This is a genomic window from Psychrobacter coccoides (genome assembly GCF_017498085.1).
Taxonomy (GTDB): Bacteria; Pseudomonadota; Gammaproteobacteria; order Pseudomonadales; family Moraxellaceae; genus Psychrobacter; species Psychrobacter coccoides.
Genome location: NZ_JAGBKM010000011.1, coordinates 34,876 through 59,011 on the forward strand (window position 1 = coordinate 34,876; position 24,136 = coordinate 59,011).

Here is a 24,136-nt window from a genome sequence, read left to right on the forward strand (position 1 = left end):
TGCGTAACGGGAACCAATCAGTATGAAACATCACGCCACAGCGTCTAATACTAAACTCTCTAGCAATCTTAAAATGAACGGTAGTGTACGTGTGCGAGTGATTCGTACCTTACTTGCCATTCAGCAAGGTAAGTCCCTAGCAACGGTATTAGATCCGCTACTCAATAGTTTGCATGAGGGCGACAAAGGCTTTGCCCATGCGCTATTATTAACAACCTTGCGTCACTGGCATGCGCTGGCTCGCTTACTCGATAGTTTGGCGGATAAGCCCATCGATGAGCTGGAAGTGCGTACCACTCTCCAAGTGGGGTTGGCTCAGCTGTTGTATTTGGAGGTGGCAGATCATGCGGCGATCCATGAAACGGTTGAGGCGGCAAAAGAGATTGAGTTTGCCAGAGCAGCAGGTCTTATCAACGCCATCCTGCGTAAAGTTGCCAAAAACCCCAATAAATTCCGCAAAAAATGCGACAAAAACCATAGCTTGCCCAACTGGCTTGCCTATCAGCTCAAGCAAGACTGGAGTGAGCAGTATACGGCTTTAACGCAAGGTTTACGCCAGCCAGCACCGATGTTTTTACGGGTGAATACGGCTGTCAGCTCTGTCAGTGCTTATCATCAGCTACTGACAGAGGCTGATATTAGCTCTGAGAAGATAGCGTTATCTAGCGAAATACAGTTATCTAAACAGCATAATGCGACAACCACAACCCAAGCGTTAAGACTTGAGCAAAGTACTTCAGTGAGCTTCTTACCTGAGTTTTCGTCTGGCGTGGTGAGCGTACAAGATCTGCATGCTCAACTGGCTGCCCCATTGATACAATTGGCGTTAAATCATAAGCTCAAAATTGATAATGGTGTGGATAATCAGCTGCATCTACTAGATGCTTGTGCTGCACCAGGGGGCAAACTGGCACATTGGTTAGAGCTGTTAACGACAGATAAATCGTCATTGTTTCATGTGAAACAATCAGCAGCTGACCAACAAGCGAAAGCAGAAGTTTCTACTATTAAGCTAACAGCCATTGATAATGAAGCGCAGCGTATCACACGTATTCATGAAAACTTACAGCGCCTAGACTTACCGCTAGCAGATGACCAAGCTGATAATAAAGGTATAGCGCTAAACATCGTGTGCGATGACGCAACGACTTGGCAGCGCTCACAATCAAAAACAGACTCAGCGCAGAACGGTTTTGACGTTATTTTGCTCGACTCGCCTTGTACTGCCACAGGTGTGATTCGTCGTCACCCTGATATCGGTATTTTGCGCACCGAAGCAGATGTTGAGCAAACCGTACAACTGCAGGCGCAAATCTTAGATAATTTATGGCCACAATTAAAAGCTGGCGGCTATCTACTGTATGTCACTTGCTCTATTTTAAAGCAAGAAAACAGCTTACAAATGCAAGATTTTATCACGCGTCATAACGACGCAACTGCCATCGAGCTTACCGAAGCGTGCAACTGGGGTATCGCCCAACAAATAGGCCGCCAATGCTTGCCGATTGATAGCGAGAGTGGGGATGGCTTTTATTATGCGCTATTGCAAAAAACGGTTGAATAAGTCGCTTTAACTATTGAATAAACTCATTGTAGACAGGACAATCTCATGAAATATATCAGTACCCGTGGTCAAACAGCACCGATGGATTTTAGTGATGTGCTATTGATGGGTCTTGCACCAGACGGTGGTTTGATGCTGCCTGAGCACTATCCAACCATCGATAGCGCAACGCTGGATAAATGGCGTACGCTCAGCTACCCCCAACTTGCTATGGCGATCATGCAGCGCTTTGCCACTGATATCCCTGCCGCTGATCTGCAAGACATCATTGAGCGCACTTATACCGCTGAAGTATTTGGCTCTGATGACATTGTCCCTGTCCGCAAGCTTGAAGATGATCTCTACATTTTAGGGCTGTCCAATGGTCCGACACTTGCCTTTAAAGATGTGGCGATGCAGTTTTTGGGTAACGCCTTTGAGTATGTACTAAAGAAAAAAGACGCTCGGATTACCATTATCGGTGCAACCAGCGGCGACACAGGGAGCGCCGCTGAATATGCGCTGCGTGGTAAAGAAAATATCGAAGTCTTTATGCTATCACCGCATGAAAAAATGAGCGAGTTTCAGCGGGCGCAGATGTACAGCTTGACCGATGACAATATCCATAATATCGCTATTAAAGGCATGTTTGACGACTGCCAAGATATCGTCAAGGCGCTGCAACAAGATGCGACATTTAAGGCCGCTTATAACCTAGGTACAGTCAACTCCATCAACTGGGGTCGAATACTGGCGCAAATTGTGTATTACTTCAAAGCCTATTTTGCAGTCACCTCAACCAACGACGAGCAGGTGAGCTTCTGCGTACCCTCAGGCAACTTTGGTAACATTTGCGCCGGCCATATCGCTCGTGAGATGGGCTTGCCAATCCAGCGCTTGATTGTCGCAACCAACGAAAACGATGTGCTAAATGACTTTTTTAACGAAGGTACTTATCAGCCAAGACCCACTGAACAAACGTATGTGACGTCGAGCCCTTCAATGGACATCTCAAAAGCCTCTAACTTTGAGCGCTTTGTCTATCTATTGCTAGATAAAGACAGCAAACGTGTTCATGAGTTGTTTGAAGGGGTAAAATCAGGTCAGGGCTTTGATTTGTCTGACTCGATGGAGTCGGTCAATTCACGCTATGGTTTTGCGGCAGGTAAGTCAACACATGCCGATCGCTTGCAGACCATCAAAGCACTCTATGAGCAACATGGTGAGCTGGTCGATCCCCATACCGCTGATGGAATAAAAGTCGCTAAAGAACTACAGCAGGATGGTGAAGTTATTGTTTGTGCAGAGACGGCGTTGCCCGTTAAGTTTGCCGATACGATCGTAGAAGCAGTCGGTCAGATAGATATTGATCGCCCTGCTCACACTGAAGGACTAGAGGGTTTAGAGCAGCAAGTGGTGGTGTTAGATAACGATGCTGAGTTGGTGGCTGAGCAAATTCGTCAGTATGTGACACCAAACTCAAAGTAGCTAGGGCGTGTCTTCAATTCAAATGATGATATCTAAATGGGCTAAAAATGGCTAAATTTTGTCATACTGCGTCAAATAACTGGTTAATATCCCGATATTATCTGTGTTATTTTCCTTGTCTGACAGCAATTTATCTCATTTTTATGACCGTTTTCAAAATGAAGACACGCCCTAAGTCAGTTAACCTCTTTTTTTAGCAATATAGATGCGCTTTAGCTTTATATAAAGTTACGCTATTGTAATAAAGTGTTTATGATTGTGTTATGGTAGATATAATTGTAATATTAGAAACAGCGTCAGCGAGTCATTATGATGTCAGACGCTGTTGTAATATCAACCCCAGCCAATGACACTGATCAATCGCCAATGAACGTCATAATAATGGCATTGCTATATCTACAGCATGCCACAAAAGTAACCATGATGCGTTAAGGCGACAATAGCGGCATATATTGTGGATAGAATAATGAAGATGAGCTTAAAAAAGATAGCAAAAGCACTGTTGATCACGACATTTAGTAGTGCAGTGCTGATGAGTGCTGCCCACGCCAATAATCCACTGCCTACCATAAAAGCCGATGCGCCCAATCGCTATGTCGTCAAAAAGGGGGATACGCTATGGGATATATCTGGGCGTTATTTAGACCACCCATGGCGCTGGAAAGAAATCTGGGCCACCAATAAACAGATAAAAAACCCGCATCTTATCTATCCAGACGATATTCTTATTTTGTGTGTGATTCGAGGTAAGACTCTAGTCGGTGTCGATACAGGAGAAGGCTGCGCAGGTGTGGAAAAGCAGCTGACTGGTGACGTGGTTGCAAGCACAGTAACCATTACCTCTACAGCCAATAGTATATCTGCCATTCCGCGTTCAGCGATTCAGCACTGGTTGGATAAAAGCGTCATCGTTAATCCAGAAGACTTTAACACCACCCCTTATGTCTTGGCGTCTAAAAAACGCAATCTAATCACAGCCAGTGGGGATAAGATTTATACCAAAGGGGTGCCATTGATCGTTGGTCAGCGTTATGGTGTATATCGTGAAGGCGAAAGGTACGTCGATCCTAAGACTAAAGAGGTCATTGGTCTAGAAGTCACGCAAGTCGCCACAGGGGTGGTCACGAACGTGGCCGAGAATGGTGTGAGCAGTGTGCAACTCACTGACTCTTATGGTAAAGAGGTACGTGAGGGGGATCGCGTCTTTGTTGAGTTAGAAAACTCGATTCCGCCGATATTTTATCCAGAACCTGCATCTGTCAGTCGTGGCGGCCTGATCGTTCGTGTCATGGATTCCATCAGCTCAGCGGCAAAAGGCAGTGTGGTAGCTATCAATTTAGGGAGCGCTCAAGGTGCTAAACCTGGTGATGTGCTAACGGTCTATCAAAGAGGCCCTTTAGTCCGTGACACTAAAGACAATGACACGCCAGTACGTCTGCCAAGTGAAGAGTCTGGCATGCTGATGGTGTTCAATACTTTTGATAATATCAGTTATGCCTATGTCTTAAGCTCAGAGCTACCGTTAAATGTTGGCGATAAGCTGTTGCCACCGCCATATCTATAAGCAACCATGATGTTCATTTACTGCTCAAACCAAAGTAAATGAGCCACTATAAGCGATAAAATATGATATCAGACTCACCTCAGCTATCCATTGAGCAACGTGCAGTATTGGCGCTTTGGTATGAGGTGAATGCATCATTATTTGCTTATTATAAGCTTATCAGCAGTTTTGGTAGTGCCCAGCTTGCTTGGCAAGCGACTGTAGAGGCTTGGCGGCAGTTGGGTATTCACCATACCCACCTCAAGCGCCATGAACAGCCAGCCCAAACACAAGCCAGTATTGACAATATTGAGCAATCATTAGCCAAAAAGCGCTATGGGCTACTGTTTGCCAATCAGTCTGATTATCCTGCCCAACTGCTGCAGATCTATGACCCACCCCCAGTATTGTTTTATCGAGGCAATCGCGCTCGCCTGCAGCAAGCACAAATCGCTATCGTCGGCAGCCGCAGGCCGACCACTCATGCCCAAAAAATTACTTTTGATATGGCGCAGTATTTGGCACAAGCAGGCTATATCGTTACCAGTGGTCTGGCGATGGGTGTCGATAAGCGTGCACATTTAGGGGCATTGACTCAAGCCAATCTGGAGTATCAAGGTCGTACCATTGGGGTAATGGGTACAGGAATCGATGTCAACTATCCCAATCATCATGACCAACTGTTTGCACGGATTATCGATCAGGGCGGCTGTATCATTAGTGAGCTACTGCCGCATACGCCCCCACATAAACACACCTTTCCACGGCGTAATCGATTGGTGGCAGGTCTTAGTTTAGCCACCATCGTGACCGAAGCTACCATTCATAGTGGCTCATTAATCACCGCAAGGTTGACCTCCGAACAAGGAAAGCAGGTCTTTGCTATTCCCAGTCATATCGATAACAGTAACGCTGAAGGTTGCCATCATTTGATACGTGAAGGCGCAACGTTGATTTATCATCCTCAGCAAGTCCTTGAGGATGTAAACAATCAATTGAGCTATGACAGCTCTACATACCAAAAAACCAACATGAGCCAAGCCTCCAACACTGTAGAGACAGCCCGTCACTTTGCTGCAGCGACTGATCAGCCTTCAGTCTCTGATATTAAGCCTTCCGTGAGCGCTGTGGATGTGCCTGAGCATTTACAAACTATTTACCAGCAGCTTGACTGGCATGGACAGGATTTAGATGCGCTACTACTAACCACCAAACTTGAGGCGCCGCAGTTGATTGGACAGTTGATGGAGCTTGAGTTATTGGGCATGATTAGTGTCCAAGGTGGACGCTATTTACGTCTCTAAAACGGTGTTTTGCACCTCTAAAGCATGAGAGATACTGCACTTAGTGCTTTTAAATTTTACCATCCTAGTCTTGCCTTGCTCTGTGCTATTATGAGTGCCTAAAACTCATCCTTTCTAAAGCATCACGTCATGAACCAACCTACACCACTCACTACTGACTCAGTCGTTCAAGCTGCTACATGGCTTAGAGAAGGGCAGCTGCTCGCTTATCCAACCGAAAGCGTCTGGGGGATTGGCTGTGATCCTTATAATCAAGCTGCCGTACAGCGTATTTTAGATATCAAGCAGCGGCCTATCGCCAAAGGCATGATTGTCATTACCGACAGTGCCGAGCGTTTGGCACCTTTATTAGACGTTTTAGATGATGCTCAGCGTCAGCGTGTCACTGACAGCTGGCTGACAGACAGCCCTACTGAAGATTTACAATATCGGCAAGCGCATACTTGGCTACTGCCGATTCCTGAAGCGTATGCTAAGGTTATACCGGACTGGATAACTGGCCAGCACCCAACGGTAGCGGTAAGAGTGATTGCCCATCCACTGATACGCCAGCTGTGTCAACAGATGGTCAGTAGCTACAATCCATTTGGGCTATTAGTTTCGACCAGTTGTAATCCATCAAGCCATCCACCTGCTAAGACGTTTAATGATGCCTATGCTTATTTTGGTGAGCAAATTCGCTATTTACAAGCAGAGACCTTGGGCTATATCTTACCCAGCCAAATCAGTGATGCCATAACAGGAAAAGTCATTCGCTAATGAGAATAGATAAGTTCTAAAAGTTTATCTAATGTAATGATATGGCTTTACCAAAAGTATGTAAAAGTCGTTTTGCTATCACTGCCAAAAAATAAGACGATAGTGATAAAGGGTAGAATTGAAATAAACGATAAGTCACAAGTGCAGGGAGCAAGGTATGAATATTCTCATTAGCGGTGGTTCAGGTTTTTTAGGCAGCGCCTTTAGTCGTGAGTTAATGACACGTTATCGTGCGCAAAATAAAGAGCTACATATTACTTGGTTGACCCGTGACAGTAGTCAAGCGCATCCCGACGGTGTCAACATGATGACATATAATGAGCTTGCGAAGACCGATAAAGGGTTTGATGTTATTTTAAATCTAGCAGGCGCTGGTATTGCTGATAAGCGCTGGAGCGACGAGCGCAAAGAAACGTTACTTGCCAGCCGTGTCAAACCCACCGAGTCGCTACTTGAGTTCATCGCACGCAGTAGCAGCAAACCTAAACTGCTGGTCAGTGGCTCAGCAGTTGGTTGGTATGGTACCCAAGGTAATAAACCCTTGACCGAAAGCAGTGGTTATGAGACTGACTTTTCGCATAGATTATGTGACGAGTGGGAGCAATTGGCGCTACAAGCGACAGAGTATGACGTACCAGTAGTGATCGTACGCACAGGCATTGTCATTCATCCTGATGGTGGCATGATTGGTAAGTTGCTACTACCATTTAAAATGGGCGTTGGCGGACAATTGGGTGATGGCAAACAAGTCATGAGCTGGATCAGTCGTGAGGACTGGGTCGGGGCGGCTATCTTTGTCATTGAAAAGCATCTTGCTCATAGCAATAGCCAGACGATACAGGATGCTTCGCTAAATAATGTATTAACAACGTCAAGTAATACGCCGGCAGTGGTTTATAACCTAACGGCGCCTAACCCTGTGACCAACTATACATTTACTAAGGCGCTCGGATCGTGGCTCAATCGTCCAACGATATTCACGTTACCAGAGTTTTTACTCAAGCTACTGTTCGGTGAGATGTCGACTTTATTGATTGATGGGCAAAAAGTACTGCCACAAGCTTTACTTGATGCGGGCTACGAGTTTAAGCAGCCAACTCTTAAGCAGGCGCTAGAAGAGCAAGCTTCCTAAGATATAGCATGGTTTCATGTGAAACAATGACAGCACACAAGTAAAATTTCTATCAGTAGCACACTCAATAGCGTCATCACCGTTTTATTTTTAACTGACTGTATGAAGTTTTTATGGAATCAATCCGTATGTATTTAGCGTATAAGGGTTTTGGCGTAAGATAGCGACACCTTTATTTGATTAGATCTTATTATGTGGTTATTTATCCTCTTTACCCAAGCACTGATCATCATGACCAGTGTTATTCTTTGGTGGTTTTTTCAGCCACGTCGAACTTTTAGTAGAGTTGGTCTTATCTCTGCTGTCTTTTTGGTCAATAATGTCGCCTTGGTTTATGGGCTGACTGAGTTTTGGTATGAGCGCTTTCATGTCTATTTGGTGATCAGTATCCTGCAAGGGTTTATGCTATATGCGGTGGTGATAGCCGCTATTGGTTGGCTGGTTTTTTATCTGTTATTTCGGCAGTTTTTATCTCCCAAACGGGTACGCTCGTTTGCTGTCGTTGTGTATATAGGGATTACTGGCTTAGCCGTATTTAATGCTTATTCGCCAGTGGTACATCATTTGACGGTGACGACAGACAAGCCACTTGAGAAGCCAATGGATATTGCGCTTGTTTCTGATACACATTTAGGTAGATGGTTTGGTAATCGTCAAATAGATAAGCTGGTTCGTATCATCGATGATCAAAGTCCGGATGTGGTGGTTATCGCTGGCGATATTATGAATGACACCACCATCGCCTATGACAATACCAATATGCATGAGCGTTTGTCGAAGCTAAAGGCACCGCTTGGCGTTTATGCTACCTTGGGCAATCATGACTATCGTGGTTATAATGAGCAAATAACCCAAGCGGTCGAGGCGGCAGGTATCAAAGCGCTCGATAATGAAAGTGTCTTACTCAATGACTCAGTATGGTTGATTGGGCGTTCAGATGATGTCGATCAAACTCGATTGTCAGCAACGGAGCTACTCACGCAGGTCGACGCTGCTAAACCAGTGGTGTTTTTAGAGCATCGTCCTGACGGCATCAAAGAGATAAGCCCATTGCCTGTCGATTTACACCTATCTGGGCATACGCATGGTGGACAGATATTTCCACTGACGACGCTGATGAGGTGGTTTAAGCCGTTGGCTCATGGCAACAAGACTATAGAAGACACGCAGTTTTTGGTGACCTCAGGCTATGGGTTTGGCCCTGTACCTTTTCGCCTAGGGACACGCTCTGAGATATGGATAGTGACCTTGCAGCAAGCTGTCTAATCAGACAGCCTGTACAGTTACAAATAAGAGAGATAGATAATAGATGTGCTTATTTAAAAATCACCGAGCGGTCAAAAAAGACCTGCAGTGTCAGTGATATTTGCAGAAAGAGGAATAATCTTTAATAAGTAAGGATTAAATGCCAGCGGCTGATTTAAAGGCTGCTTCGTCATAGTCTTCGCTATGCGTGACGACAATAGTACCTTGATCTATATTAACGTTGACCCATTTTACACCTTGTACACTTTCAGTATCAGCAACTAATTGATCAGCAGCATCCTTGCTAGTGACTTGAGCTTGGTAAGATGTTTGCGGCATTGGTCTCTCCAGTAGGTTTTTTGGTAAGTAGTACCTTAATAGCTGATTGGTCAGTATTAATATGTACGTCGAGGAAGTTATAAAAGTAGCAAAAGACGGCGGTTCTGTAAATAAGCCATTTTGCCTCCCCAGTGTCCTTCTATAGGCTTAGCAATTTTTTATGATAACTTTGTTTAGAGGGAGTTTGCTGATGATGATAAGCCGCTTTTCTCTTTTTTGATTAACCGTCTAGCGAAGTTACTAAAGCCTTCAATGATATGTTTGGTTTCATCACCCAGTTTTTTATGCACGCTCATCAAGTTGATAAAGCCGTGCGGCGCACCAAGCACGATGTGCGTCTTAACCTTAACCCCATGACTGTGCAACTGTTTGGCGTAAGCGAAGGCTTCGTCACGTAACACATCTAGCTCTGCTGTCACCACATAAGTGGGACATACATGGTCGTTATTGCCAAACATTGGCGAGTTAAGAACATGCTGGCGGGGTAGAGGGCTATGGTCCAAACAAGCCGCATCAAATATCGCAACATCCTCATGCTCTAATAATAAACCTTCGCCATATAGCTCCCAACTCGGATAGTCATTCTCAACATCAGTGACTGGATACAACAGCAGTTGTGCCAGCGGGGAAGGCAGCGCTTTTAATAGGTCAAAGGTTGTTTGACCATCAGCGCCCAAGTCAGCCCAAGCTTCTTCTGTTGGTGTACTCACCTGCTGCGCAATCAAAGTCGACAACCCACCTCCCGCACTATCGCCAGCTATGACAATACGATCGGGTGAGGCCCCAAGACTATGACAGTTTTTAACAACCCAACTATAAGCGTGGATACAGTCTCTTAATGCTGCTGGAGAGGGGTGCTCTGGTGCCAAGCGATAATCAACACTAACGATCGGCCAGCCTGTTTGGGCACAGACGCTGTGACAAAACTCATGATGCGTATCGACATCACCAATACAAAAACCGCCACCGTGAAAAAATAACATCACTATCTCATCAGGATTGTAGAGGCTGTCTGTAGTAGTACGCACGGTCTGATTGCGAAAGTCTACCTGCTCAGCACCTGCGTGATAACAACGCACTCTCATACTGCCGTTGTCAGCATTGACAATGGTTTCATCTTGCCAGTTCACCTGCGATGGCTTTTTTTTGGACGCGCACTTTAGCGGGCTCAGATTATGTTTGATCGGAGAGGTCGCTTTTCGCCAAACTTGTGGCGACTGCATGGCCACGGCGTCAACAGCAAACTTTTTGCGCAGCTCGGCCATCTGTGATATTTGCAACGGTTTTTTTAGCTTACTATTGACAGCGAGTATTAAGCGCAAATGGGCGTCAACGTGTAAGTACTGTTTGGAGGTTGGGCCATCTAAATATTCAATCAAGCTATTGAGTAATGGCGTAGGCAAGTGGCCTAAACTTTTCATCACATAATGCAAAGTGTGCTTCCGATAATCAGCGATAGGGCCGTAGTTATAGATCTTGTCTTTAATAGATTTCGCCTCATCGAGGTGACTTATCTCATCTGTATCATTTCTAAGGCGACCTAAAGCGGTCAGATCAAAAGCTTCCATTATTTTATTTAGCAGGGTGTTCAACGGTATTGCTGGTAAGTTAGACATAACACCTCTCATAAATTTTCATTGATAGCAGCCGTTATTTTCATTGTCAGCTATATTATTAGAAATGATAGTAAGACAATAAGTCATAAGTTTGCGTATTATTTAGTAATCATTTAGATAGCGAAGGTAAAAAATCTGGAATAGGTAAGGTGTTCTTGTGTTTTTTGTTGTTGTATGTACACGTTGACTGGTCTGAAACTTAGTATTGGTTAAAAATCGTACAGTATAATCATGCAACAAGAAAAATACCTGTGGTTTAGGCTTGAAATTCAGGCGCACTACCTTTATCAATCAGCTATTAGCCAATGTAGTACTAAACCTCTGTCCTATTCAATCACTGTACTACATACATTGGCATCCAAAACAACTAAGTATCGATGAGATTGTTCAACAGATCCGAGATTCATAAGCGATTAAAATCAAAAAAGGAGTGACCATGAGCGAGCAAAATCCTAATCATGAGTATGACACAAAAAACCCAAAAGCAGCACAAAGCAACATTGAGAGTGAAGACAGTGTGTTAGCAGAAACGCTGGATGAGTTTGATCCACAAAATAACTCAGGCGAAGACGCAACGATCAAAAATGAGATAGACATTGATGTTTTTGAGGCTCGTATTGCTGAGCTAGAAGGTGAGGTCAAACAAGCCCGTGAGACCACTGCTAGAGCGAATGCAGAAGCCTATAATGCACAAAAACGCATGGAACAAGAGGCTGATAAGAGCAAAAAATTTGCGCTGCAAAAATTTGCCAAAGAATTGCTAGAAGTCGTCGATAACCTTGAGCGTGCCATTGAAAACGCTGACGAAAAAGACCCTGTTGCCGAAGGCGTCAAGCTAACACACAAAGCGCTATTAGATGTTTTAAATAAAAACGGTGTTGAGGTTATCGATCCTCAAGATGAGAAATTTAACGCTGACTTTCATGAAGCGGTTGGAATCGATCCCGATGCGGAAGCAGACACGGTCGGTACAGTCTTGCAAAAAGGCTATAGCTTAAACGGTCGCTTACTGCGTCCCGCTATGGTTCGCGTCGGCCAATAAGGCAAGCTCATAAGCTTGGCTAACAAGTGAGATTAGCAAAGAAAATAAGCGAATAAACCTTATTAAAAGTGAGGGTATTCACAAAAGTTCACACAAAAGCAGATTTTTGCGTTGATCTTGACTTGAAAAACCATAGGCTTAAACCGATATAAAGCAACAAGTAACTGCTTGTAAACTGGTTAGATGAATCTATTGATATGAGTTTAAGAACATTGATATGAATTTTGAAAGCTCAGTTTTAAGGCGGATAGACAGTTTAGCCAGTGTGGCTGGCTAGTAAATAATACAAACATGAACCTATCAAAATAAATCTGGAGTAATGAATTATGGGTAAAGTTATTGGTATTGATTTGGGTACAACCAACTCATGTGTTGCAGTAATGGAAGGCGATAGCGTTAAAATCATCGAAAACGCTGAAGGTACGCGTACCACACCTTCTATCGTCGCTTATAAAGATGGCGAGACACTGGTTGGCCAATCAGCCAAACGTCAAGCGGTCACCAACCCAAAAAATACACTTTTTGCAATTAAGCGTCTGATTGGTCGTCGTTTCGATGATAAAGTAGTACAAAAAGACATCGGCATGGTGCCATACAAAATTGCCAAAGCAGACAATGGTGATGCTTGGGTAGAAGTTAATGGCAAAAAGCTAGCGCCACCACAAGTTTCTGCTGAAATTCTAACAAAAATGAAAAAAACAGCAGAAGACTACCTAGGTGAAAGCGTCTCTGAAGCGGTAATCACTGTACCCGCTTATTTTAATGACTCACAACGTCAAGCAACTAAAGATGCGGGTAAAATTGCCGGTCTTGATGTCAAACGTATTATTAACGAACCAACAGCCGCAGCGCTTGCTTATGGTATGGACAAAAAGCAAGGCGATAGCACAGTTGCTGTTTATGACTTAGGTGGTGGTACGTTTGATATCTCGATTATTGAAATCGCTGACGTTGATGGCGAGCAGCAGTTCGAAGTACTATCAACCAACGGTGATACTTTCCTAGGTGGTGAAGACTTTGACTCAGCGTTGATTGACTATCTGGTCGATGAATTCAAAAAAGAGCAAGACGTCAACCTAAAAGGCGACTCGCTTGCGATGCAGCGTCTAAAAGAAGCGGCCGAAAAAGCCAAGATAGAACTATCAAGTGCCCAAAGTACTGAAGTGAATTTGCCATACATCACTGCTGATAGCAGTGGTCCTAAGCATTTGGTGATTACCCTCAGTCGCTCTAAGCTTGAGAGCCTAACTGAAGATCTAGTACAACGTACTCTAGGCCCATGTAAGATCGCTCTAGAAGATGCTGGCCTTAAAAACGGCGATATCGATGACGTGATCTTAGTCGGTGGTCAGACGCGTATGCCACTGGTACAGAAAAAAGTACAAGAGTTCTTCGGTCAAGAGCCACGTAAAGACGTGAACCCTGATGAAGCTGTAGCAGCCGGTGCAGCCATTCAAGGTGCAGTACTGTCTGGCGACAAAACGGACGTACTACTACTTGACGTAACGCCATTGACACTAGGTATTGAGACAATGGGTGGGGTGATGACGCCAATCATTGAGAAAAACACCATGATTCCAACCAAGAAATCACAGGTATTCTCAACGGCAGAAGACAACCAGCCGGCAGTAACGATTCAGGTTTATCAAGGTGAGCGTAAAATCGCCAACCAAAACAAACAGCTTGGCCGCTTTGACTTAACGGATATTCCACCAGCACCACGTGGTATGCCACAAATCGAAGTCACCTTTGACATCAACGCTGACGGTATCATGAACATCTCAGCGACGGACAAAGGTACTGGTAAAGCACAGAGCATCCAGATCAAAGCAGACTCTGGTCTATCGGATGAAGAAGTCGAGCAAATGGTACAAGACGCAGAAGCGAATGCCGCTGAAGACGAGAAATTCGCTAATCTAGCGCAAGTACGTAACGAAGCAGACGGCCGTATCCATGCGGTGCAAAAAGCACTAAAAGAAGCAGAAGATAAAGTCACTGAAGATGAAAAATCAACAGTAGAGACTGCCATCTCTGAGCTTGAAGCAGCGACTAAAGAAGATGATCACGATGACATCAAAGCTAAGCTTGAAGCGCTAGACAATGCTTTCTTACCAATCAGCCAGAAGATCTACGGTGAAGCTGGTGCAGGCGCTGAAGGTATGGATCCAAACCAGTTCCAACAAGGTGCGGATGCAGCCGATAATAGCCAAGCCGACGATGATGTGGTTGATGCTGAGTTTACTGAAGTTGATGAAGACAAAAAATAAGCACTAACTGCTGATTGTTGAACATCGTTAAGAAAAAGCGCACTCTACGGAGTGCGTTTTTTATTGTGGTATCAAGACGTATATATAATCGATCTACTATAAAATAGATACCAGTAGCGCATTTAAATCCATAACAGTTTTACATTCAGCTGACTATATTATAGCTGTACTCTTTTTATTTAGGATTCACTATAGCTATATCTAGATATACAAGCATATTAACGCTGTCTTATCGTCTATTAAATATGTTTATTAAATGATAAAAGTGGACATAAAATTAAAAACAAAGCCAGCAATGTAACAAGACATTTCATATCTCGACCTTTGTAACCCAGCAGCTGACATATGATTGCAAAACTTAACTGTCATGCTATTAAACACTGACACAGTGATCGAAATACTTTGTTACTATATATGCATCGTTAGCAAACAAGGCGATGGGGCTACTTTTTATCAGTAGCAATAAATAAATAACTTGTTTGTCAAAAGTCTTTTTTAAGGAGATAATAATGAAAACTTTACAAAAAACTCTATTAGCACTTGCTGTTGGTTCTTTAGTTAGCGTAGGCGCACAAGCAGCTGTCTCTTATGGTAGCGGTTATGTTGGTCAGCCTTATGTCGGTATCAAAGCGGGTCAGTTCGACTTAGATTATAGTGGTGCAGACAAGCCAACCGCTTATGGTGTCTATGCTGGTTACAACTTCGATCCTAACTTTGGTATGGAAGTCGAGTACTTAGGTTCAGATGACGCTGACTATAGAGGCGGCGATATTGACGCCAAGACTTATGGTGCATACGGTACTTACCGCTATATGTTCCCAAACACTGCACTATATGCCAAAGGTAAATTAGGTGTTGCCAGAACTGAAGTAAAAGCAACAGGTGCTGTTCCAGTCTCTTACAATGGCAAAGACAAAGATACTAGTTTAGCTGGTGGTGTTGGTCTAGGTTATGCAGTGAACTCAGATTTCAGTGTAGAAGCTGAATATGACAAGTTGGGTAGCGATGCAGATCTATGGACTGTTGGTGCACACTTAAAGTTCTAAATATCTAGTCAGTAACTTATTACCTATAAAAAACGATCGCTTAGGCGGTCGTTTTTTTTTGCTTATTATTCTATATAACTATTTGTTTTTCTATATATTGAGAACCATAACTTATAGTATATTATTGATTTTTAAGATAATATTAATAAAAAAATTATGCTACATTGGTAAGTAAGAATAAAAGAGAGGATGTAACCATGATTGAGACTATCTATATGATCGAGCCGTGGCACTGGCTGGTGTTAGGTCTGCTGCTCATGATTGCTGAGATGTTCATTCCAACCTTTGCTAGCCTATGGTTTGGTACTGCGGCGGTTATCGTTGCGGCTTTATCTTGGCTGTTACCCGTACCTCTATTTATTCAAGTTATTATTTGGTTGGTCTTATCTGTGATATTTATGTTTGCTTGGGTCAAATATATCAAACCACTATCGGTAGATCGTACCAAAGCTGGGTTAGGGGGGACAGTCATTATCGGTGAAACAGGTATGATCGTTGTCAAGCCGCAAGACGGTGTCTCTGGGCGTGTACGCTTCAATGTGCCTATCGTGGGCGCTGATGAGTGGGATTGTCGTACCATCGACGATACTGTCGAGGTAGGTGATCGAGTGGTCGTGACTGACATTACCGGGAATGAGTTGGTCGTTGCGCCTACCAAACGTATTTCAGCACCTGTCGTTACTAATCGGCCCAATATCAATGATTTGAGATCCAGTGAAATCAATCGCCGTAAAGTTGAGCAAAGCAAGCTGAGCTTGAGTAAAGAAAACTTGGATAGAGCTCGCCTGAATAAGAAGTTTAATGATCGCTGATGGATTAAAGCTGTGACCTGACATAACTTAATGCTGATATAGCATCATAAAGGCAGCTGACTGTACAACCAGACATACGATAGAATAATTAGGAAAAATAAATGGCTCAAGGAGAGCTTTATGAATAGTGTGATAAATAGCATGAATGGCGTTAGTATCGTGATGTTGGTATTAGCAGCTCTAGTCGTCTTTACGGTGTATAAAGGGGTGTGTATCGTACCACAAGGCTATAAATGGGTGGTTCAGCGACTGGGTAAGTATCAACAAACCCTAGAGCCTGGGTTTAGTATTATTATTCCTTTTATAGATAGAATCGCCTATAAGGTCACGACTAAAGATATCGTCCTCGACATTCCCTCGCAAGAGGTGATTACTCGTGACAACGTGGTGATTATCGCCAACGCTGTTGCTTATATCAATATTGTACGCCCTGATAAAGCGGTATATGGTATCGAGGATTATGAGTATGGTATTCGTAATTTGGTACAGACATCGTTACGTTCAATCATCGGTGAGATGGATTTAGATAATGCCTTATCTAGCCGTGATGAGATCAAAGCGCTACTCAAACAGGCCATCTCGGAGGATATCTCTGATTGGGGTATCACCCTAAAGACGGTAGAGATTCAAGACATCAATCCTTCTAATACCATGCAAGCATCGATGGAAGAGCAGGCAGCGGCAGAGCGTTTGCGTCGTGCTACCGTGACCCGTGCCGATGGTCAAAAACAAGCCGCTATCTTAGAGGCAGATGGTCGACTAGAAGCCTCACGCCGAGATGCTGAAGCGCAAGTCGTACTGGCCAAGGGCTCAGAGGAATCTATTCGCTTGATCACAGCGGCAATGGGCGATGAAGAGATGCCGATTGTCTATCTACTGGGTGAACAGTATATTAAGTCAATCCAGCATCTGTCTGAATCTGATAATGCTAAGATGGTAGTATTGCCTGCGGACATCTTAAGTACGGTCAAAGGAATGGTAGGCGACAAGCTAAAAGTATAAAAGATAAATAGAGTCAATTCGAAATAAAATCAATACGTTTTTATTGTCATGCTACTGGTACAAATTTTCCTTGCTTGCTGTGCGCTTCGCACTCCAAAGGCGGCACAAAACTTATCCCAGTAGCACGGTATCAGTTTTAAAATGTATCAACTATACATGTGTATCAAACATAAAAGACCTCACTTGAGGTCTTTTTGTCTTTAGAGATTATGTGACCTAAATCACTTTAGAAAAGCGGTTTTTGTGCTTTTTATCGAGGTATTCATCAAACACCATGGCCACGTTACGACCCAGCAGGCGACCTTTTGGCAACACACGAATACCCGCTGCGTCCATATCGATGAGCTTATCTTTCTGCATGTCACCCAACTGCTCTATTTCTTCAATAAAGTAAGTAATGGCATCGATACCGAATTTTTGATTGACGTCTTTAAAGTCGATATAGTCGTGACAGAGCAGATTCATAATCACGTATTCACGCAAGCGATCTTTGATAGAGGTTTTGATCACTTTGACTGCAGGCATGACAGTAGGGTTACTTTGTGCCGCTTCTATATTGGCTTGATAAGCTTGTAAATCAGTATTGTTTTGTAGGATATAGCGGGTATTGGCATTGGCGATTTGACTAATAGAGGACACGCCAAAGCCTAACAGGTCACAATCGCCCATGATGGTATAGCCTTGAAAGTTACGATGCAACTTGCCTTCACGCTGTGCGACAGCCAGCTCATCATCAGGCTTGGCAAAGTGATCGATACCGATATACTGATAGCCCGCTTCGGTCAGTGTGTTGATGGTATTACCAAGCATTTTTAGTTTGTCTGCTGGACTTGGCAAGTCCTCGTCTTTGATTTGGCGTTGGGCTTTAAAGCGCTCTGGCAGGTGTGCATAGTTGAACACGGACAAGCGATCTGGTGACATCTCAATAATGCGACGTACCGTTTTATCTAAAGTCACAGGCGTCTGATGCGGCAAACCATAAATCAGATCAAGATTGATAGAGTGAAAGCCCAAATCACGTGCTTCATTGAGTACGTTTTCAATAAGCTCCGCTGAATGCACACGATTGACTGCGATTTGTACGGTCTCGTCTAAATCTTGTACCCCTAAGCTGACTCGGTTAAAACCAAGATTGCGTAGAGTCTTTAGGGTATTGTCACCCAGCTCACGTGGGTCGATTTCGATTGAGTAGTCGCCTTGGTCTTCAAGTAAAAACTCAAATTGAGTCTGCAAAAACCCCCACAGTTGTACCATCTCTTCATCACTTAAGAAGGTTGGCGTCCCGCCGCCTAAATGTAGCTGTTTAACCAGTGGTTTGCTGCTGCCTTCTGGTACAGCCAATAAGCGACGCTTATGCTGAACTTCTTTGATGAGGTATTGTAGATAGTCCCCTGAGTCGCTGTTCTTTTTGGTGATGATTTTATTACAAGCGCAGTAGTAGCAGAGATGACGACAGAATGGAATGTGAAAATACAAGGATAGCGGTGCACGGGCTTCACGGTTTTGAAGGATGTCTGTTTCAAGCCCCTCTGGCATCGGTGAAAACTCTAAAGCGGTCGGATAGGAAGTGTAGCGTGGTCCTGAGCGGTTGTATTTATTGATAATCGCTTCATCAAAGCTCGGTAGCTGTTTGCTGGCTAGACTACCGCGAGTACTCGCATAAGGGTTGTTTGGCTCGACAACAGGACGGACAGTGGTGGGTTGCTGATCGTTGATCAGACTCTCTGAGTATTCAGTCATACGGTACTCCTTATTTTACCCGCTTACTATTTCAAACGCCCATGAGATAAATAATACTAAGTACTTGTTATTGTTGGTATTAATATCTAAATATCGATCGTCTACTTGGTAGTAAGTCATGGTTGAATAGATAGTGTTTAGTATAGCAAATCCTTGTTGATATTGTGGTGGCTGGTGGGTTCTATAGAGTATTATTTATGGATGATTCTCTAAAAAACGCTGCAGTTTTAGTTGCTCATCTGAAGTGAGGGTACTGGTAATATCTATCAAAAACACCTCCTTTAGCTGGGTCAATAGGGTATCCAAGTCTTCTAGAATAGTACTTTTACTGGCTTCTCCCAACTGATGACGCTGATATTTATTATTTAACAGCGTATGCCTGATACCATGTTTATCAAGCCTTGAAGCCATAAGCCTACTTTTAAAAGGCGATTTAGGATAAGTGGAGATGTACCAACTACCGACAACCATATCTATTTGAGTTTGCGGTAATAGATCAAAAACATAGAGCATCTGCCACTCTGCTTTGACTTCGCAGCATAAGATATAGCGCTCATAATTTACTCGAGTATGGGGGAGTATCGGATTCTCAGTTTGATTATCAAAGCTGTCATCCTTAATGATTTTATAGCGTCCATGCGGCGTGGTTTGTATCTGTGGCTCGGGCTGAGCGTTGTTCTTTTGCTCGCCAGATTGTTGATTTTCTTGATGATAGGAAAACAATAGAGGTGCACTGGGCACTAGACCACCGAAACCTACATCGACCAAATAATTTTGTTTATCAATAGTCACCACCAATGCCATATGAGTGCGAGCATTACGGGGCTCGAGTTGGTTGTTTATAATCACGATGCCCGTGATAATACGTGCCTCATAATCCAAATGGCGCAGCAAAGATAAAAATAGACCATTGAGCTCATAACAGTAGCCGCCTAAACCTCGCACCACTAACTTGTCATAGATTGTCTCTTCTTTTAGGTCAACGGGTCTGTCCAAAATGGTGGTGACGCTTTGAAAGGCATATTGTGTTAAATGTGCTAACTGTAACCGTTTTAGAGTGTCCAAGTCAGGAGTAAGCGACTGATTAATCTCTGACTCTGTAAATCCCAACTGCTCAAGATAATGTTTATAGTTAATGTCACTCATAGAAATTCTCAGAATCTTATATTTGAATCGACTGTCTTATGTTTTAATTTTACCACTCAAAATCTATTATTATTCTAAATAATAAAGCACACTATTTGCGCACAGTTAATGAATACTCTATTATCAAGATTCTTACTATCAGGACACGCTCATGTCGTTTGCTCAAGTCTATACTCGCTCCGTCGTTGGCCTGCATGCGCCAAAAGTCATCATTGAGGTGCATTTATCACAAGGCTTGCCAGCGCTTACTATCGTAGGTCTGCCAGAAGCGGCCGTACGTGAAAGCAAAGATAGAGTGCGCTCGGCGATTTTAAATTCAGGATTTCAATTTCCCAATCGCCGCTTGACGATTAACTTAGCACCAGCAGACCTGCCAAAAGATGGCGCAAGGCTAGACTTGCCGATAGCCATTGGTATCTTGGCCGCCAGTGGGCAGTTAGAGCCAGAAGTGTTGTCAGGGTTTGAGTTTATCGGTGAGCTGGCGCTAAATGGCAATCTGCGGCAAGTGACAGGCAGCTTGGCTGTCGCTCGAGCGATAAAAGCAGAGGCGTTGGCGGCACAGGCAGTGCAAGCATCAAAAATCAATGACCCACAACTGAGTGAGCCAAGACAAACAGTGCAGTTAATCGTACCGATAGATAATGGTGCAGAAGCCAGCCGGGTCGAGGGAGTAGGGATATTAGGCGCTCAGAGTCTCAAAGCAGTTTGTGACCATCTACAGGCGTTGACTGATCCAAGCGGCGCTTATGAGAGTTTGGAGGCAGTCCTACCCAGTGCAACTCCACAGCACGTAGGCTATAAAGTAGACTTGGCCGATGTCAAAGGTCAGCACCATGCTAGACGAGCCTTGGAGATCGCCGCTGCAGGTGGTCATTCGCTATTATTCACAGGGCCGCCAGGTTCGGGCAAGACCTTGATGGCATCGCGGCTACCGACTATCCTACCTGATTTAAGTGACGAAGATGCATTAGAGGTTGCCAGTACCTACTCAGTGGCAGACAGCGACTATGATTATGGCACTCGACCCTTTCGCCAAGTCCATCACACTATATCAGCCGTGGCTTTGGTCGGAGGGGGTTCACGCCCCAAACCTGGCGAGATTACCCTTGCGAACAAGGGCGTTTTGTTTCTCGATGAATTACCAGAGTTTGATCGTACGGTATTAGAAGTATTGCGTCAGCCGCTTGAGGCCAAGCAAATCACCATCAGTCGTGCCAACTCACAGATGACCTTTCCAGCCAACTTTCAACTGGTGGCGGCGATGAACCCTTGTCCGTGTGGCTATGATGGGGATGGCTCAGGGCGCTGTCGCTGTCGTCCTGAGCAAATCAAGCGTTATCAAGATAAGCTCTCAGGACCGCTATTAGATAGGATTGACCTACACATTACCGTTCCTGCACTACCTATTGCTGATTTACAAAACAGTCAAGCTGGTGAAGCTTCCGAACAAGTACGTACTCGGGTGGCAGAGGCACATGAGCGACAACTGTCACGACAAAAAAAGGTCAATAATGAGCTCAGTCCGAGCGAGCTTGATCAGTTTATAAAGCTAGGAGAGGCAGAGCAGCAGTTGTTACAGATGGCTCAGCAACGCCTTAACTTGTCTGCTCGTGGTTATCATCGTGTACTACGTGTGGCACGGACGATTGCCGATCTTGCTGCTAGCAATGACATTACTAGCGCTCATGTATCCGAGGCATTGAGCTATCGTAGTAAGTGAATATCTACTAAGCGTCATGCCGAGGATCAATATACCAAACGGGTTAGACACTGGGGTCTGCATTTGGCGGCTTAGCATGTCTTAATTTTTCTACATCTTCAGCAGTTACGGTTTCATCAAAATCATTAAGCTCATTCATCACATACTGAGTGACTGCTGCCATCTGCTCATCATTCATCATCGTATGGAACGAGGGCATACCACGGAAGCCATTGATTAAGATGTTGATGGTATAATATTTGGACTCCATCTTGCTGTTATTGGCCAGTGGTGGATAGTAGCCTGCACCAAATGCCCCTTCACCCTCATGCATATGACAGCCAGCACAGGAGTCATGATAGAGCTTTTTGCCGTCGGTCGTCACAAAAGCATTGGTGCCTTCGAACTTAGCTTCCCATTCAGTAAGGTCGGGGTCGTTTGCCATACTTGGTAGTGAGCTCGCATCAACGATATTGACTTTAGGCGCTCGCAGCTCTTCACGGGTCATATAGACACCGCCCCAAGCGCCAGTATTACGGCTCTCTTGATAGTCTAGCGCTTGCGCTGCCTCTTGTTCTTGTTTGCTTGCCACTGTCTCAGCATCATCTGCTCGCTGACTACAACCTGATAATGCAGTGATGCTGCCTAAACTTAGCAACAGGAGCGCAACTGCTTTGGATTTCATGCTTTCCATGATTGTATTGTCCATGATTGCCTCTGAATTTTTATCGTTATAAGTTGAACCACATCGTTATAATGGCTTGGTTGTGCTAAATAAACTAACCAAGCATTTTGGCTTTTTTGTGTAGGCGATTGGCAGTATCTAAACCAGACAAAATAGCGCCTTCTAACCAAGCAGGAATGTGTGAGCAATGTTCGCCCGTCAGCACGATACGGTTGTCGATACTACAAAGCGTATCGTAATGTTGATCACGACTAGAGTCACTCCAAATACCATAACATCCTAAAGTCCAAGGAATGCGGTGCCATACTACCGAAGTGCCCGAGCGGAACTCTTTTGGATACTGTGGATGAATATACTTACCGTAGGCAAGCGCTACATTGATACGCTCTTGCGGCGTCAAGGTATTAAACTTATAAGAAGTAGCGCCGAAGCCATACGCCCCTAGCAGTACGCCCGTGCCATCTTTAAACATATTGCCGGATGGATAGGAAATTTGTCTGATCGGCATGTCAGTATAGGTGACACCGCCATAGATCCATTCGTCCTCTTCCCAAAAGCGGCGCTTAAACTCTAACCCTACTTTATAGGAGGTGTCGTAAGGCACTGCTGCCATCGCTTGTTTCATGGGTTTTGAGACATTGATATCAATCTGGGTCAATACCGTTAGGGGAATATTACAGATACACCAGTCGGCACGTACGGTTTTCATTGGGCCTTCTGGATTATTGCTATCGACATAATTGACCGTTACGCCACTGTCATCTTGATGAATCTTAGTGACTTTGGCATTGAACTCAATCATATCAGCACATTCACGGGTGAATGCTTCACCGATTTTTTCCATCCCGCCAACGGGCTGAAACATGGTAGGCTGGTGACCGTAGGTGGTATGCTCACCGTAAATATCCGCCCACATGCCTGAACTTAATATCTCGCTAATGGGTAGCGGTTTTGAGGGCTGTGCATTTGGCATTAAGCCGCCACCTGGAAAAACACTAAAGCCACGATGCTTGGTCGTTGCATTACTAGCACGGTAGCGAAAGTCCTTATCAAGGACACCCCAGCCTCGCAAACCTTCTAGCAGTTTTTCTTTATCTTCACTATTGACTGAGCGATCGAGCCCGCCGACATTTACAGATTTTGATAGCAGCTCAGAGACATGACCTCTGATGTCATTTTTGACATCGCCCAGACGCTGCGGCACCCCATTAAAGTGGTCAGTACGATGCAAGTAAGCACGGTCGTTGGTCTGAATAAAGGGTTGCAGCTCTACGCCAAACTTTTTGCAGTAGTGAAACACAGCATAATGATGGCTTGGCAAGCGCCATGGACCACCATTCAAATAGTTACCCTCTTCAAAGTCACAAGTGACCTCTTCGCCGCCAAGCTCAGTATATTTTTCCCCACCGTTTAGCGACCAGCAGCGACCACCGCCACGGTTTTGATACTCAAGTACTTTGACATCGTAGCCTGCTTTACGCAGCTCATAGGCGGCAGTTAGGCCGCCAAGACCTGCACCAAGGATGACAATACTGGCACCAGGAGGCGCACCTTCTAAGTCCATAGATTCTTTGAAGGTAGATTCTGAGGCAAACCCTAAAGTGGTCATTGCCTGATACATGGCGGTTGCTCCGGCTGTTTTACCGATCATCGAGAGCAGTTGACGCCGTGTGGGTGATTGAAGCATATCTTTCATGTCTTTCATTTCCATGTCCTTTTGGTATGACG

18 protein-coding genes and 1 pseudogene are annotated in these 24,136 nt (G+C 44.4%); 13 read left to right on the forward strand and 6 right to left on the reverse strand.

The features are described 5' to 3' along the window. The first annotated feature begins 22 nt into the window (after positions 1-22). The 7 genes from J3492_RS07290 (at position 23) to J3492_RS07320 (ending at position 9,035) form a co-directional block, all read left to right on the forward strand. The gene (locus tag J3492_RS07290; protein ID WP_207991148.1) at positions 23-1,564 is read left to right on the forward strand and encodes a transcription antitermination factor NusB; all 1,542 of its coding nucleotides are present in this window, start codon (positions 23-25) and stop codon (positions 1,562-1,564) included. Between the two features lie 45 nt (positions 1,565-1,609). Next, positions 1,610-3,031 carry a threonine synthase gene (gene thrC, locus J3492_RS07295; RefSeq protein ID WP_207991149.1) on the forward strand — a complete coding sequence of 474 codons (1,422 nt, stop codon included), beginning with the start codon at positions 1,610-1,612 and terminating at the stop codon, positions 3,029-3,031. Positions 3,032-3,497: 466 nt separating this feature from the next. Further along, a complete protein-coding gene (locus J3492_RS07300; protein WP_207991150.1) occupies positions 3,498-4,595 on the forward strand; it encodes a LysM peptidoglycan-binding domain-containing protein in 1,098 nt (365 codons plus the stop codon). A gap of 62 nt (positions 4,596-4,657) precedes the next feature. Then, positions 4,658-5,878, forward strand: coding sequence for a DNA-processing protein DprA (gene dprA, locus J3492_RS07305; RefSeq protein WP_207991151.1), 1,221 nt, complete (start codon positions 4,658-4,660; stop codon positions 5,876-5,878). Positions 5,879-6,007: 129 nt separating this feature from the next. Next, entirely contained in the window at positions 6,008-6,637 is a 630-nt protein-coding gene (locus J3492_RS07310; RefSeq protein ID WP_207991152.1) for an L-threonylcarbamoyladenylate synthase, read from the forward strand. 157 nt (positions 6,638-6,794) lie between these two features. Then, positions 6,795-7,769, forward strand: coding sequence for a TIGR01777 family oxidoreductase (locus tag J3492_RS07315; RefSeq protein ID WP_207991153.1), 975 nt, complete (start codon positions 6,795-6,797; stop codon positions 7,767-7,769). Between the two features lie 192 nt (positions 7,770-7,961). Then, complete coding sequence (locus J3492_RS07320; protein WP_207991154.1) at positions 7,962-9,035, forward strand: metallophosphoesterase; 1,074 nt, start codon at positions 7,962-7,964, stop codon at positions 9,033-9,035. Positions 9,036-9,170: 135 nt separating this feature from the next. Here the strand turns inward: J3492_RS07320 and J3492_RS07325 are convergent, their stop codons facing one another. Further along, a complete protein-coding gene (locus J3492_RS07325) occupies positions 9,171-9,353 on the reverse strand; it encodes a hypothetical protein (RefSeq protein WP_207991155.1) in 183 nt (60 codons plus the stop codon). Positions 9,354-9,526: 173 nt separating this feature from the next. Beyond that, on the reverse strand, positions 9,527-10,969 hold the full coding sequence (locus J3492_RS07330) for an alpha/beta hydrolase (RefSeq protein ID WP_207991156.1): 1,443 nt from the start codon (positions 10,967-10,969) through the stop codon (positions 9,527-9,529). Positions 10,970-11,405: 436 nt separating this feature from the next. Here J3492_RS07330 and grpE point away from each other — a divergent pair, with 436 nt between their 5' ends. From grpE to J3492_RS07355, 5 genes and pseudogenes are all read left to right on the forward strand, one after another. Continuing rightward, positions 11,406-12,011 carry a nucleotide exchange factor GrpE gene (gene grpE / locus J3492_RS07335; RefSeq protein ID WP_207991157.1) on the forward strand — a complete coding sequence of 202 codons (606 nt, stop codon included), beginning with the start codon at positions 11,406-11,408 and terminating at the stop codon, positions 12,009-12,011. A gap of 326 nt (positions 12,012-12,337) precedes the next feature. Beyond that, positions 12,338-14,278: a molecular chaperone DnaK gene (gene dnaK, locus J3492_RS07340; RefSeq protein ID WP_207991158.1), complete on the forward strand. Its 1,941-nt coding sequence runs from the start codon at positions 12,338-12,340 to the stop codon at positions 14,276-14,278. A 509-nt stretch (positions 14,279-14,787) separates the two neighbouring features. Further along, complete coding sequence (locus J3492_RS07345) at positions 14,788-15,324, forward strand: porin family protein (protein WP_207991159.1); 537 nt, start codon at positions 14,788-14,790, stop codon at positions 15,322-15,324. 197 nt (positions 15,325-15,521) lie between these two features. Then, positions 15,522-15,974: pseudogene (locus J3492_RS07350) on the forward strand (NfeD family protein); the annotation flags it as partial. 303 nt (positions 15,975-16,277) lie between these two features. Continuing rightward, the gene (locus J3492_RS07355; protein ID WP_207991196.1) at positions 16,278-17,138 is read left to right on the forward strand and encodes an SPFH domain-containing protein; all 861 of its coding nucleotides are present in this window, start codon (positions 16,278-16,280) and stop codon (positions 17,136-17,138) included. Positions 17,139-17,354: 216 nt separating this feature from the next. Here the strand turns inward: J3492_RS07355 and hemN are convergent, their stop codons facing one another. Next, complete coding sequence (hemN, locus tag J3492_RS07360; protein WP_207991161.1) at positions 17,355-18,878, reverse strand: oxygen-independent coproporphyrinogen III oxidase; 1,524 nt, start codon at positions 18,876-18,878, stop codon at positions 17,355-17,357. Between the two features lie 195 nt (positions 18,879-19,073). Next, entirely contained in the window at positions 19,074-20,024 is a 951-nt protein-coding gene (locus tag J3492_RS07365) for an arylamine N-acetyltransferase family protein (protein WP_207991162.1), read from the reverse strand. Between the two features lie 151 nt (positions 20,025-20,175). On the opposite strand from J3492_RS07365, the gene J3492_RS07370 reads away from it, so the two are divergent. Further along, positions 20,176-21,744, forward strand: a complete 1,569-nt coding sequence (locus J3492_RS07370; protein ID WP_207991163.1) for a YifB family Mg chelatase-like AAA ATPase — start codon at positions 20,176-20,178, stop codon at positions 21,742-21,744. A gap of 43 nt (positions 21,745-21,787) precedes the next feature. Here J3492_RS07370 and J3492_RS07375 read toward each other — a convergent pair whose 3' ends face one another. Both J3492_RS07375 and J3492_RS07380 read right to left on the reverse strand, forming a co-directional pair. After that, positions 21,788-22,432, reverse strand: coding sequence for a c-type cytochrome (locus J3492_RS07375; RefSeq protein WP_243453157.1), 645 nt, complete (start codon positions 22,430-22,432; stop codon positions 21,788-21,790). A 70-nt stretch (positions 22,433-22,502) separates the two neighbouring features. Next, positions 22,503-24,104, reverse strand: a complete 1,602-nt coding sequence (locus tag J3492_RS07380) for an NAD(P)/FAD-dependent oxidoreductase (RefSeq protein ID WP_207991198.1) — start codon at positions 24,102-24,104, stop codon at positions 22,503-22,505. Between the last annotated feature and the right edge of the window lie 32 nt (positions 24,105-24,136).